General features: G+C 66.8%; 11 protein-coding genes. 5 read left to right on the top strand and 6 right to left on the bottom strand.

The genetic code is table 11. From position 1 onward, the window contains the following. Positions 1–424: 424 nt before the first annotated feature. Positions 425–1204 (top strand): formylglycine-generating enzyme family protein, encoded by a 780-nt coding sequence (locus tag POL72_RS51465; RefSeq protein ID WP_272103272.1) that lies wholly within the window; start codon positions 425–427, stop codon positions 1202–1204. Between the two features lie 318 nt (positions 1205–1522). Here the strand turns inward: POL72_RS51465 and POL72_RS46040 are convergent, their stop codons facing one another. Further along, positions 1523–3274 carry an FG-GAP-like repeat-containing protein gene (locus tag POL72_RS46040; protein ID WP_272103271.1) on the bottom strand — a complete coding sequence of 584 codons (1752 nt, stop codon included), beginning with the start codon at positions 3272–3274 and terminating at the stop codon, positions 1523–1525. A gap of 184 nt (positions 3275–3458) precedes the next feature. Further along, positions 3459–4910, bottom strand: coding sequence for an IgGFc-binding protein (locus tag POL72_RS46035; RefSeq protein ID WP_272103269.1), 1452 nt, complete (start codon positions 4908–4910; stop codon positions 3459–3461). Positions 4911–5067: 157 nt separating this feature from the next. Here POL72_RS46035 and POL72_RS46030 point away from each other — a divergent pair, with 157 nt between their 5' ends. After that, entirely contained in the window at positions 5068–5202 is a 135-nt protein-coding gene (locus POL72_RS46030) for a hypothetical protein (protein WP_272103267.1), read from the top strand. Between the two features lie 401 nt (positions 5203–5603). Here POL72_RS46030 and POL72_RS46025 read toward each other — a convergent pair whose 3' ends face one another. Beyond that, positions 5604–6632, bottom strand: coding sequence for a cytochrome d ubiquinol oxidase subunit II (locus POL72_RS46025; RefSeq protein WP_272103266.1), 1029 nt, complete (start codon positions 6630–6632; stop codon positions 5604–5606). Continuing rightward, positions 6622–8070 carry a cytochrome ubiquinol oxidase subunit I gene (locus POL72_RS46020; protein ID WP_272103265.1) on the bottom strand — a complete coding sequence of 483 codons (1449 nt, stop codon included), beginning with the start codon at positions 8068–8070 and terminating at the stop codon, positions 6622–6624. Before POL72_RS46020 ends, POL72_RS46025 begins: the two co-directional genes overlap by 11 nt. A 146-nt stretch (positions 8071–8216) precedes the next feature. Here POL72_RS46020 and POL72_RS46015 point away from each other — a divergent pair, with 146 nt between their 5' ends. The 3 genes from POL72_RS46015 to POL72_RS46005 are packed head-to-tail and all read left to right on the top strand — an operon-like array spanning position 8217 to position 11366. Continuing rightward, entirely contained in the window at positions 8217–9527 is a 1311-nt protein-coding gene (locus tag POL72_RS46015; protein ID WP_272103264.1) for a thymidine phosphorylase, read from the top strand. A 59-nt stretch (positions 9528–9586) separates the two neighbouring features. Further along, entirely contained in the window at positions 9587–10612 is a 1026-nt protein-coding gene (locus POL72_RS46010) for a sensor histidine kinase (protein ID WP_272103263.1), read from the top strand. A 49-nt stretch (positions 10613–10661) separates the two neighbouring features. Then, complete coding sequence (locus tag POL72_RS46005; protein ID WP_272103262.1) at positions 10662–11366, top strand: response regulator transcription factor; 705 nt, start codon at positions 10662–10664, stop codon at positions 11364–11366. A 32-nt stretch (positions 11367–11398) separates the two neighbouring features. On the opposite strand, the gene POL72_RS46000 is transcribed toward POL72_RS46005, so the two are convergent. Further along, entirely contained in the window at positions 11399–11839 is a 441-nt protein-coding gene (locus POL72_RS46000) for a hypothetical protein (protein ID WP_272103261.1), read from the bottom strand. Positions 11840–11968: 129 nt separating this feature from the next. Continuing rightward, positions 11969–12436 carry a DUF3293 domain-containing protein gene (locus tag POL72_RS45995; protein WP_012235064.1) on the bottom strand — a complete coding sequence of 156 codons (468 nt, stop codon included), beginning with the start codon at positions 12434–12436 and terminating at the stop codon, positions 11969–11971. Positions 12437–12453 lie beyond the last annotated feature (17 nt).

The following is a 12453-nucleotide window of genomic DNA, read 5'->3' as shown; positions in this document are numbered from 1 at the left end:
GCTCGGGCTCGACGACTTCAAGGACGCTCCGCGGGCGAGCGCTGGAGGAGAAGGAGCCGGTGGCGACATCGACTCGAGCTCCGGCGCAGGAGGTTGCGAGCACAGCAAGCGCGACTGTGTCGGCGATACGCCCCGGCAGTGCGCAGATGGGGAGTGGATCCCCCAGCGGCCTTGCAGTGGAGAGGCGCCAGTCTGCGCAAAGGGCCGATGTGTCCCATGCACCGAGGGCGAGCGCGGGTGCGCAGGTGAGAAGCCGCGGCGATGCGAAGGGGGCGCGTGGGTCGAGGAGGCGCCGTGCGCGCCGCCCTTCCCGGGGTGCCGCGACGGCGTGTGCGTCCCGACCAGCTGCCAGGGCGGCGACGCGCCTGGCACGGGAGTGAGCTGCGGGCCCGACGGAGACGCGGATTGCTGCGCCGCTGACCTCGTGCCGGGAGGCACGTTCTACCGAAGCAATGAGGAGAGCTATCCAGCCACCGTCAGCGACTTCAGGCTCGACAGATACGAGGTCACGGTAGGGCGATTTCGGGCGTTCGTGGAGGCGCTCAAGGGGACGCGGAGGGATCCGCCGGCGCTGGGAGTCGGGGAGCGCCCCGGTGTAACCGATAGCGGGTGGCAATTCGATTGGACATCCTCGCTCTCGGCGAACACCCAGGAGCTCAAAGTACAGCTCGAATGTGAGTACTACCCGACATGGACCGCCGAGCCGGGCCCCAACGAACACCGGCCGATCCATTGCGTGACGTGGTATGAGGCATTCGCATTCTGCGTATGGGACGGGGGCTACCTGCCCACCGAGGCCGAGTGGAACTACGCCGCCGCCGGCGGTGACGAGCAGAGGGTGTATCCGTGGGGCGCTTCGAGGGAGCGCGGGTTCGCTGCCAATGAGTGCCGAGGAGACGGCTCCTCCAGCGGATGCAGCGTCGCCGCGTTCCTGCCTGTCGGCTCGTTCTCGCCGTCCGGCGATGCGAGGTGGGGCCATGCCGATATGCTAGGAAACGTCTCGGAGTGGACCTTGGATTGCAACGGCGATTATCCGATGCCGTGCGAGGACTGCTCGAACCAGGGCTGCTCTGGAGCAGCAAGATACGTGGTTCGCGGTGGGAATGCCATCGCCCCGCTCTATGACACAACGTTCAGAAACAGCGAAGATCGCACAGGCAGGACCCAGGGCGTGCGCTGCGCCAGAAAGATCCAGGCGGAGTGACAGAGCCGGCCCATGAGGCCGAAACTTCAGACGTCAGCGCCGACGGCCGCGTATGAGAGCGGTGGACAGAGATTGACACGGGCGTTCCACCGCACGCCGATCGGCCCGCGGCATAAAGTCGCTAGACATCTCGCGCGTCGAACCACGAGGAGCGAGGACTGCTGTGGGATGGGACCACTGTATCCACGGTGCGCGGCGGTCGGCCGACGGGGGTAGCTGGACACGCGGGCGTGTGCAGCAGGCCGTGTAGGATGAGCCCGTGGTGGCTCATTTGCTGTACCTCCCGACCGATTCCGGTGCTCGATAATGCGCATTGCGCTATCGCCTTGCTACCGCCGAACCGAATACCAAATCAATCAACGGCTGTATTACAGAGCCGTCCTCTGGATCAGGGTTCTCCGCCTTCGACTTGCCGAAGAACACAAAAACGGCGTCATCCTGAGGCGCAGCGATCGTGAGATCCGAGAAGCCATCGCCATTCACATCCCCCGAAGAACCTAGGACCGGTCCAAATCCATCACCATTGGCCGGTCTATGAAACGCCACGTCCGCACTGCCATTCAGCATCGTCCCCGAACCGCCCATGTAGATGTATACCGTCCCAGGGTCATTGCTGTAATCGCTCGTACCGACAGCTACGTCGCCAAACCCGTCCCCATTCATATCCCCGGCGGACGCGACAGCCAGACCGAAATTTGTGCGCGCCTTTCCCTCGAGCGTCAAGTACGGTGCAGGTTTCAATCCATCTGGCCCGCCGATGTATATATAGCTACGACTGAGACCATGTGACCCGACGATCACATCCCCGAATCCATCTCCATTCACATCGCCTGCCCCAGCGATCGCAGAACCGAAATTCGAGTCCTCCATGGGCGCGGCGAGCTCGATGTCTGGGACTGCATCGAACCCAAGCCCTGTCCCCCCGAAGTATAACCCCACCGCTTGATGCCCCAGAGAGTCACGAGGCTGAAACGATACCATCACATCGGAAAAACCGTCGCCATTCACGTCGCCTGCCGATGCCACCGCTGCAACCACGCTCGACGCATTCACATCAAGAGAGAGCGATATCGGATCCGCAATACGCTCTGAGGAGTCCCCGCGATAGAGGTATACATAAGGTCCTCCCAACTCTCCTACGATGATATCGTCAAATCCATCCCCATCGACGTCTCCAGCCGCGGACAGGGCTCCGCCAAACTCGACCCCCTCTTCCAAACCATGTCGAAGCTCCCATGGCACACCCGAGAAAATATCGCCGCCGTCGCTAAAATAGACCCATGCGTCACCGGTCAAGTGGTCGCTGAAGGGCGCCCCTACCAGGAGGTCAGCGAAGCCGTCACCGTCGACATCGCCCGCGCAAGAAAGCGCCGTACCAAAGCCGGCAACCGAGTCAGACGGCCTTGTCTTTGTACCGTTGGATGCCGCATCGAACTCTACTCCGGCGGATCCATAGTAGAAGTACACAGCATTGATGTCATTCCTGGTAACCGAGACAGCGCCTACGGCCACATCATCATACCCGTCCGCGTTAAAATCACATCTTACCCGACCGACATTGAACCACCACACAGGAGAGAACGAAGAGCATTCCCCCTGTGAACAGGCGCGCACCCGCCAATAATAACGCCTTCCCACAGGCGGAAGCAGCTCACCTTGCAGATCTGAATCGATCTGGTACTCGGCTCGCGCTGTGGTGATCGTTACAACGTCAGCCATCGTCGGGTCGGTGCCATACTGGATTTCGTACTCGACAGGCCGGTCCGTCATTCCCATCGACTCTTCCCATGCGAACCTTGGACGTCGCGACCCGCTCTTTCGCATTGTGCCAACATCTGCGCCGTTCATGGGAAGTCGCGGGACCGGCACCGTCGGGGCTAGGCTCGGATTTGCGCCGCCCCCTGCTGTCGACGTGCTGCTACCAGAGTCCGCAGTCGTTGCCGTCGAGCCGCCGACGCCCGCGCTCTCGGCGTCGGAGAACTCATCGAGGCCGAGGATCATGCCGCAGTTAAGGGACGATCCGAAAACCGAGACCGAGATCACAATCACTGCAACAGGGTGCTTCTTCATGCGTTCTTTCGCTGCAGCCGCGCCTCAGCGTCTTCCTGACGCATTCGCCTCATGATGGCGGTCGCGGTGACGGACTCGGCTCATGCTACCGATGGCCGTCGCGATGCTCGGCAGCGCATGCAACGACGGCCACTACTCACACAGCAATGAGCACCAGCCAAAGAGCTAGCGGAAACATTGATTATTACTGAACGGAAGGGGGCACAACAACATCGTTGATTGGCTGAAAGCCTGCCCCCGCAGGATAGGCATATGAGACCAACTGGTGGTTCTGGATCGCTCCCCACCCCCAAACAGTAACACCGAACGGAAGCTCACTAATCATCTCGCGGCGTCCATTCGAGCAGCCCGCAAAGCCTTCGAAGTTCCCGCTGACGAGATTGACACGCGTATACTGGAACGCACCGATATCCTCCCAGCCCGTGAGCGGCCCGGCGCAATCGAGCTCCACGTCGGCAAACGAACCATCTCGCTTGGAAGGCGTCCGAACGACCACGAGACTCGTCTCTGGAAAGTTCGGGTCGGTGAAGAACACGTAATAATCCAAGAATTGGCTCGGAGGCACAATGTTCACCCACTCAGGGTCGCCTTCTCTCTGAAACGGCACACCCCCTGTCATGTAGCCACCAAGATAGAACGGGTTATTCGGACTCTGGCTCTTGACCGTAAACGGCCCTCGCGCATTAAACTGATATGTTTCCCCAAGCTTGAGCGACATGGGAGCGCCTTCGGGAGCGCTCGGAATCCATGTCAACTCCGTGTCGTCGACCATGCCGACAATCCGCCAAGGGGGGGCTTCCTCATCGTCCCCATTGCGCCCACGATAACGAACGCCCACATACTCGTTACCCGTCGCGCGGACCGGGGCAATCTGCTGCTGAGCGGAATCGCAATCGTTTACATTGTCGGGCACCTTCATGCATTCATGCCCGCCAAAGACCCCCACAGGCTTCGTTGACGCGATCGGGCTCCCGGTCAGCTCATCCTTCTGAGTAAGCTGCAAAAATTCGCCCGCACCGAGAGTATACGTAACGGGCTCATTCGCTTCTGAGCCAGCCACATTCTCCCCTTCCTCTATCTTGGCTCGGGGCAAGATAGTTACCTCGGTATCATCCTCATAGGCGACAATGTCCAAGGATGGGGAGCCATACGCAGGTGCGCCGGAGTATCCATAGGCGTTGATTGCCAGGTAGTTGTTGTCCCACGCGCTCGTGGGCAGCAGCAGCGTCGCCGACGAGAGCGCCACACCTGTGCTACTGAACGGAGCCATCTGATAAGCGACGACTGGATAGTCCGTCGAGATATGGAAGGCACTTCCTCGACCCGTCCCTCGAACGCCAGCCTCGTCCTGAATTGCTGCCACGGCAGGGTCGGGGCAATCGTCAGCCGAGGTACCACCGAACGGATTCCTGGCAAGGAACAAGACGGCAACCTTGCCAATGCCAAGACCTTCAGAAGGAACATAAGGCCGATATGTGGTCGTTGCGCCTTGCGTCTCTGGAATAAAGATGAATTCGGAGGGCAAGTCAGGGTCGGTGAGCTCGTTCCCCTGGTATTGCACATTAATTTTGACGGGCATTTGCCATGTGTTCGCCACGAAAGCGGCGAAACATGTTCCGCTTCCGTTGTTCACCATTGCCGTCTTCAGCGCCCAATAGTCACATCCGTACGAACTCTTCGACCTCCTCGCCGCTTCGCATGGGTCCGGTATGCATTCCGCGTTGACGCACCCCTCTTCCGGCCCGCACGTGTCCAGCGTCTCCCCATTGCAGCTGAGGATCTTCTTCAGATCGTTGGAGCAGATCGGATCGCATCGCCCCCCCTCCCCGAACGTCCCCGTGCTCCCCCCCTCGCCGCCCGCGCCGCCGGTGCCGCCGCTGCTGCCGCCGGTCCCGGTGGGGCCCGAGCCGGAGCCGGTGAGCCCGTGACGGTACGAGTCCGAGCACGCGGCGAACGAGCCCGTCACACCGGCTGTCGCTGCAAGTAACCCCACAATCGCGTGTCGACGGTATCTAGCCATGTTCGCCATCTCCACAGGGCTCCTTCCCCCACAAGCATCCTGAAAACTTCGCGCTTGGGAGCGTAACACGGTTCGCCCGCCGTGGGGAGGCCCGCGAAAGCGTTCGCATTTTTTCGAGGGAGCCGCGAGAGCGGGTTGCAGGTCCCAGGAATGCAATGGGCCGCCGGCATCCCGTCGTCGCGCCCTAGCGCCGGGACGGACACAGAGCCACTGTTCAGCCAGCCGTCCTCACGCCTCTCCTGCGGGTAGGTGAGGTGGTGCATCAAATTTGGCCACCGCGACTTCCACGTACGTCGACCCCACTCCCGCTCAATGCTCGTCGTCGCCGTCCGACGCCGCCCCCGCCCGGCCGCTGCCAAAGACGCGGAAGAGCACGTACAGCGAAGGGAACAGAAGCACGGATCCGACGCCGAGCACCCAGACAAGCAATCGCAACGTCCTCGGGTTCGCCGCCGCGCCCTCGAGCGTCACGTCCGGCACCACCAGGAACGGGTACTGCGAGGCTGCCCAGCCGAGCAGGATCAGGGTGACCTGGGCCGCCGCCGCCAAGCGCGCCAGACGGAAACGGCGGGTCCACAGCCCGAAGAACGCCGCGGTGGCCGCGAGGCCCGTCGTGACGTGGAGCGGCCACGTGATCGGATGATCCATCAGCCCCTCTCGAATGAGCGGGGCGCCCCGGAACGACGCCGCGAACGACGCCAGCGCGAGCGCCGCCACCACGCAGCCGGAGGCGAGCGCGCGCAGCCGGAAATCGTCGACGAGCGCAGGCTCCTTCGCCTCGTTCGTCAGGTACACCGCCGCGAGGAACGCGAACAGGGCCAGCGCGAACAGCCCCACCACGAACGGAAACAGCGAGAGCCACGGCGCGAAGAAGCCGCTCGTCACCACCCCCGACGCCACCCGGATCCGCCCGGACGCCACCGCGCCGACGATCATGCCGAGCAGCACAGGCGCGATCACGCTCGCGAGCGAGAAGACGAACCCCCAGCGCTTCTGCCGCCGATCCCCCCGGGAGTCGTAGCTGCGGAAGCTGAACGCCGAGCCGCGAAACACGACGCCCACGAGGAACAGCGTGATGGGGACGTGCAGCGCGATCGAGATCGCCGCGAACGCGGGAGGAAACGCGGTGAAGAGCAGCACAACGACCAGGATGAGCCACACGTGGTTGGCCTCCCAGATCGGGCCGATGACCCGCTCGATGAGCGCGCGCTGCTCCCGCTTCCGCGGGCCGGAGGCGAGCAGATCCCACACGCCGCCGCCGAAATCGGCGCCCCCGAGCAGCGCGTACAGCACGAGCGCCGCCATCATCACCCCGCCGAGGAACCACTCAGTGCGCATCGGCCTCGCCTCCGCCGGACGCGCGCGGCGCGCCGCCGCCTCCCGTCCCCCCGAGCGGCGCGCCGCCGCCGCCCGTCCCCCCGAGCGGCGCGCCGCCGCCGCCCGTCACTCCGAGCGGCGCGCCGCCGCCGCCGCCCGTCACCCCGAGCGGCGCCGCGCGGAGCTGGCGCACCAGCAGGTAGACCACCACAACGCCGAGGAAGACATAGAGCGCCGTGAACGTCCAGAAGGGCGCCGCGAGGTGCGGGAACGGGGTCACCGCGTCGCGCGTGCGCATCGCGCCCCGCACGATCCACGGCTGGCGACCGAGCTCCGTCACCAGCCAGCCGGCCTCCATCGCCACGATGCCGAGCGGGCTCGCCAGGATCACCGCCCAGAGGAACGGGCGCTGATCCGGGATCCCCCTGCGGCGCCACGCGAGCACCGCCCCGACCACCGCGAGCAGCGCCATCGCGGAGCCCGCCCCCACCATCACCTGAAACGAGAGGTGCGTCGCCGCGACCGGCGGCCACTCGTCCCGAGGGACCGCATCCAGCCCGGGCACCACCGCGTCAGGATCCGCGTGCAGGAACACCGAGAGCCCCGCCGGGATCTCGATCGCGTAGTCGACCTCGCCCCGCTCGACGTCGGGCAGGCCGCCGACGAGGAGCGGCGCGCGCGCCGAGGTCTCGAAGTGCGCCTCCATCGCCGCGAGCTTGGCGGGCTGCCCCGTCCCGACCTCCACCGCCGCATAGTGACCGACGAGCGGCTGCGCCAGCGCCGTCACCCCGGCGACCACGAGCGTCACCGCGAACGCCTTGCGGAACAGCGGGCTCGACGGGTGCCGCAGGAGCACCAGCGCGTGGATCCCCGTCATCACGAACGCCGTCGCCTGATAACACGCGAGGATGCCGTGCAGCGTCTCGTGCTTCCACGGCGGGCTGAACATCGCCGCGACCGGGTCGATGTCCGCGGGGCGCCCGTCCACCATCGTGAAGCCGGCAGGGTGGTTCATGCACGCGTTCACCAGGATGACGAAGAACGCCGACAGCGCGCCGCTCAGCGCGACAAGCGCGCCCGAGAGCAGGTGCAGCCTCGGCGAGAGCTTGCCGCGCCCGTAGAGGTAGATGCCGAGGAAGATCGCCTCCGTGAAGAACGCGAACCCCTCGAGCGAGAACGGGAGCCCTATCACCTCTCCGAACGTCCCCATGAAGCTCGGCCACAGGAGCCCGAGCTCGAACGAGAGCACCGTCCCCGACACGGCGCCCACCGCGAACAGGATCGCCGTCCCCTTCGCCATGCGCTTCGAGAACTCGAGGTAGTCTCGATCGCCCGTCCGGTGCCAGAGCGCGTCCGCGATGACCATGATCAGCGGCAGCGCCACCCCGGCGGCGGCGAAGATCATGTGAAATGCCAGCGACAGGCCCATCTGGGCCCGGGCATAGAGGAGGCTGTTCATGAGGCCCAGTGCGGCTCCCTTCTCCCGCGCGACCGCTCCCTGTGCCGTGTCCGCTCTCCTGCGGGGACGGTCCGCGCGCTCCCGCCGACCATAGGGGGGCCCGCGCCAGGGACAAATAGGGGCGAACCCGGCTAAGCTCGACGCCGATGCAGACCCTTGTCGAGCTCGTCGCGAAGAAGCGCGACGGCGGGCGGCTGTCCGAGGACGAGATCGCGCGGATCATCCGCGCCCACAGCGACGGCGAGCTGGCCGATTACCAGATGGCCGCGCTGCTCATGGCGATCTTCTTCCGCGGCATGGACGACGCCGAGACCGTCGCCCTCACGCGCGCGATGCTCCACTCGGGCGACGTCCTCGACCTGTCCAGCGTGCCCGGACGGAAGGTCGACAAGCACTCGACCGGGGGCGTCGGCGACAAGGTCTCGATCTGCCTCGCCCCCCTCGTCGCCGCCTGCGGCGTCCCCGTCCCGATGGTGTCCGGCCGCGGCCTCGGCCACACAGGCGGCACCCTCGACAAGCTCGAGGCGATCCCGGGGTTCGACGTCGCGCTCGACGTCGACGCGTTCGCGCGCATCGTCCGCGAGGTGGGGGCGTGCATGATCGGGCAGACCGCGCGGATCGCGCCCGCGGACAAGCGCATCTACGCGCTGCGCGACGTGACCGCCACGGTCGAGTCGATCCCGCTCATCGTCGCCAGCATCCTCTCGAAGAAGCTCGCGGAGGGCATCGACGCGCTCGTGCTCGACGTCAAGGTGGGGCGCGGCGCGTTCATGAAGACCCTCGACGACGCCCGCGCCCTCGCGACCGCGCTCGTGCGCGTCGGGACCGCGGCCGGCAAGCGCGTCTCCGCGCTTCTCACCGACATGAGCGCCCCGCTCGGGCGCACCGTCGGCAACGCCATCGAGACCCGCGAGGCGATCGAGGTGCTGCACGGCCGCGGGCCGGGCGACCTCGTCGCGTGCACGCTCGCCCTCGGTGAGGAGATGCTGATCGCCGGCGGCGCGGCGGCGAGCGCGGCCGAGGCGCGGCCGAAGCTCGAGGCCGCCATCGCGAGCGGCGCGGCGGCCGAGGTCTTCGCGCGGATGATCGCGGCGCAGAAGGGCGATCCGGCCGTGGTGCACGACGCCGGCCGGCTGCCCCGCGCCCCCGTCGTGGTCGAGGTCGCCGCGCAGGACGAGGGGTACGTCGCCGCCGTCGATCCGCTGGAGATCGGCCTGTCGGCGGTCGCGCTCGGCGCCGGGCGGACGCGCGCCGACCAGCGCGTGGACCCCGCCGTGGGGATCGAGCTCGCCGCGGTGCGCGGCGATCGCGTGGACCGCGGCGCGCCCCTCGCCCGCATCCACGCGCGCCGGGCGGACGACGCGCGGGCCGCGGCCGATCGCGTCCGCGCCGCCTTCCGGCTCGGCCCGACGCCCGCAGAGGCGCCCGCGCTCGTGCTGGAGCGGATCGAGGCATAGCCGCGCGCGGGCGCTCGCGGACGGTCGCCGGCGGCGCGGGGTCCCACTAAGCTGCCGGCATGCGGACCCCGAGGCGCGACCTCACCACGCTCGGCTACCGGCGGATCATCCAGCTCCTCGTCTACCTGGTCATCATCCCCGGCGTGCTCCTGTCGGGCGTCGGCTTCCTCCTGCTCGTCCTCGGAGAGGCCCAGTACAACCTCATCATGGGGATCATCGTCCTCACGTTCTGCGGGACGCTCGCGACCGGGGTCATCCTCGTGTGGGTCTTCCTCCGGCGCGAGCGCAACCTGTCCGAGCTCCAGGCCGATTTCGTGTCCAAGGTCTCGCACGAGCTGCGCACCCCGCTCACGTCGATCCGGATGTTCACCGAGACCCTCACGCTCCGGCGCGGCGACACGATCAGCGAGGATCGCTGCATCGAGGCGCTCACCAAGGAGAGCGCCCGCCTCCAGCAGCTCATCGATCGGCTGCTCGACTGGGGGCGGATGGAGAGCGGCCGGCGCGTCTACGAGCTCTCGGAGCACCACCTCGGGGAGATCGCCGACGAGGCGATCCACGCCTTCGAGCCGACCCGCGAGAAGCGCAGCGTCGAGCTCGACGTCTCCATCGACGCGAACCTCCCGCCCGTGCTCTGCGATCGCAGCGCGCTCGTCGACGCGATCGTGAACCTCCTCTCGAACGCCTACAAGTACGGCGGCCAGCCGAGGAAGATCAGCGTCTCTGCCCATGTCCTCAAACGGTCGGCGATGCTCACGGTCCGCGACAACGGCAAGGGCATCGCCCGCGCGGAGCACAAGCGGATCTTCGAGAAGTTCTACCGGGTCGACGATCTCCTGGCCCGGCAGCAGGAGGGCTCGGGGCTCGGGCTGTCGATCGTCAAGCATGTCATCCGGGCGCACGGCGGCAAGATCCTCGTCGACAGCGAGCCCGGGAAGGGCAGCACGTTCACCCTCGTGCTCCCGCTCCGGAGCACGCCCAAGGCGAGCGCCGCCGAGCGACGCGCGCAGGTCGCGGCGCCCGCGGTCGCCGCGGCGCACAACGACGCGTCGGATCACCGCGCCGACGCGAGCGCGCCGCCGTAGCGCGGCCGCCGCCGGTCAGGACATGAACATGCTAGAGGACCTCCTCAGCATGACCCGAACCCCTCAGACACCGGCGCGGACCGTCCTGCTCGTGGAGGACGACCCCAGCATCGCGATGGGTCTCGAGATGAACCTGACCGCCGAGGGCTACCGCGTCCTCGTGGCCGAGGACGGCGAGCGCGGGCTCGCGCTCGCCCGCGCCGGCGGGATCGATCTCATCATCATCGACGTCATGCTCCCCCGGCTGAACGGCTTCGAGCTGCTCCGCATGCTCCGGAACGAGCGGCGCACCCTGCCGGTGATCATGCTGTCCGCGCGCGGCGCCGAGATGGACAAGGTGATGGGCCTCGAGCTCGGCGCCGAGGACTACATCACGAAGCCGTTCAGCCTCGCCGAGCTGCTCGCGCGCGTGAAGGCCGTGCTCCGGCGCGACGCGATCGCGCGCGCCGACGGGGCGCAGCTGCGCGCCGGCGACATCGTCATCAACGCGGCGACGCGCGAGGTCCGCCGCGGCGACGCGCTGATCGAGCTCACAGCGACCGAGTTCGACGTGCTGCTCTGCCTCGCCGAGGCGGGCGGCCGGGTCCTGTCGAGGGAGCAGATCCAGGCCAAGGTCTGGGGCCCGACGCACCACGGGACCCCGCGCACGATCGACAATTTCATCCTCCAGCTGCGCAACAAGCTGGAAGAGAACGCGACGACGCCGCGCCACCTGCTGACGGTGCGCGGCGTCGGCTATCGCTTCGTCCCCTGATCGCAGGGCGAGCGCCTCGGGGGCGCGCCCCGTCAGGGCGCCTGACAGAACTTGTTGATGTTGTCGACGAGGGGATCTTCCTGCTTGATCGCCTTCTCGATCGCCGCCTGGGCGGCGTTGCTCTTCTCCGCGTCGTTGGCGTCCGCCGCGGTCGCGAGATCGCGCGCCGCCTTGGCGACGTCCTTCGCCATGGCCTGGTACTCGCCCGAGAACTTCTGCAGCTCCGGCGTGGTCAGCTTCACCTGCGCCGCGTCGGCCGCCACCTTGTCCATCGCGTCGGCCATCGTCTTCAGCTCGCTCGACCCGCCCTGGTCGGTGCCGGCCTTGGTGCCTTTCTCGATGCTCTGAACGCCCTTGTTGATGACCTCGATGAGCGCGTTGCACTCCGAGACCTTGTTCTGGCCGCAGCCGCCAGCGCCGGCGACGAGCCCGAGCGCAGCGACGAGCGCTGCGCGGGTGACCTGGGTGCGCATTCTGCTGTGTCTCCTCATGTGGTGAGCGAGGCCGGTCCGCCCATCCCTAAACGCCTAGGCATGAACCCACATTTTGCGGGTACGTTTCAACATGGAATCGGCGATCGGCGTCCGCGGCCGCCGCGTGGGTCAGGACCGCACCCGCCAGTTCCCCTGGAAAGTTCGGCCGATGTCGTCCGCTGTCGGATCGGTGATGATGAGCTCCGGCCGGCCGCCTTGCGCGAACACGATCGTGTTCTGCCGGAAGACGCGGCCGAAGGCGATCGCCTCGTCCCGGTCCATGCCGTGGACGAGCCACGCCGGCTCGCGCCAGATGCCCTCCGGCTCCGCCTCGGAGCCGACGCACGGCTCCACCCGGTAACAGCCGAGGATCAGGAGATCGCGGAGGACGTGGTGGCGCTGATCGTTGACCCGGCGAGGGATGAGCATCGAGCGCGGGTTGTACGCGGTGAGCACCGCGAACTTGCGGGTCAGGAGCTCGGGGAGCCCGGCCTGATCCTGGACGATCTCGCCGTCCAGCGAGACGCGCAGCGTCCCCGCCGGGGTGGGGAACTCGTAGATGGTCGAGAAATACGACCGGAGGAGCGTCTGATCCATCGTGCAGCGGTGGGTGT

This window comes from Sorangium aterium, from assembly GCF_028368935.1.
Classification (GTDB): domain Bacteria; phylum Myxococcota_A; class Polyangia; order Polyangiales; family Polyangiaceae; genus Sorangium; species Sorangium atrum.
Note: the sequence above shows the minus strand (reverse complement) of the source record. Positions and strands in the feature narration are given on the sequence as shown.

Excerpts from the sequence above, each read along its gene's own strand:
- POL72_RS46040 (WP_272103271.1), bottom strand. The coding sequence starts at position 3,274 with ATGAAGAAGCACCCTGTTGCAGTGATTGTGATCTCGGTCTCGGTTTTC.
- POL72_RS46035 (WP_272103269.1), bottom strand. The coding sequence starts at position 4,910 with ATGGTGAACAACGGAAGCGGAACATGTTTCGCCGCTTTCGTGGCGAAC.
- POL72_RS45995 (WP_012235064.1), bottom strand. The coding sequence starts at position 12,436 with ATGGATCAGACGCTCCTCCGGTCGTATTTCTCGACCATCTACGAGTTC.
- POL72_RS46010 (WP_272103263.1), top strand. The coding sequence starts at position 9,587 with ATGCGGACCCCGAGGCGCGACCTCACCACGCTCGGCTACCGGCGGATC.
- POL72_RS46025 (WP_272103266.1), bottom strand. The coding sequence starts at position 6,632 with ATGCGCACTGAGTGGTTCCTCGGCGGGGTGATGATGGCGGCGCTCGTG.
- POL72_RS46000 (WP_272103261.1), bottom strand. The coding sequence starts at position 11,839 with ATGCGCACCCAGGTCACCCGCGCAGCGCTCGTCGCTGCGCTCGGGCTC.
- POL72_RS46020 (WP_272103265.1), bottom strand. The coding sequence starts at position 8,070 with ATGAACAGCCTCCTCTATGCCCGGGCCCAGATGGGCCTGTCGCTGGCA.
- POL72_RS46015 (WP_272103264.1), top strand. The coding sequence starts at position 8,217 with ATGCAGACCCTTGTCGAGCTCGTCGCGAAGAAGCGCGACGGCGGGCGG.
- POL72_RS46005 (WP_272103262.1), top strand. The coding sequence starts at position 10,662 with ATGACCCGAACCCCTCAGACACCGGCGCGGACCGTCCTGCTCGTGGAG.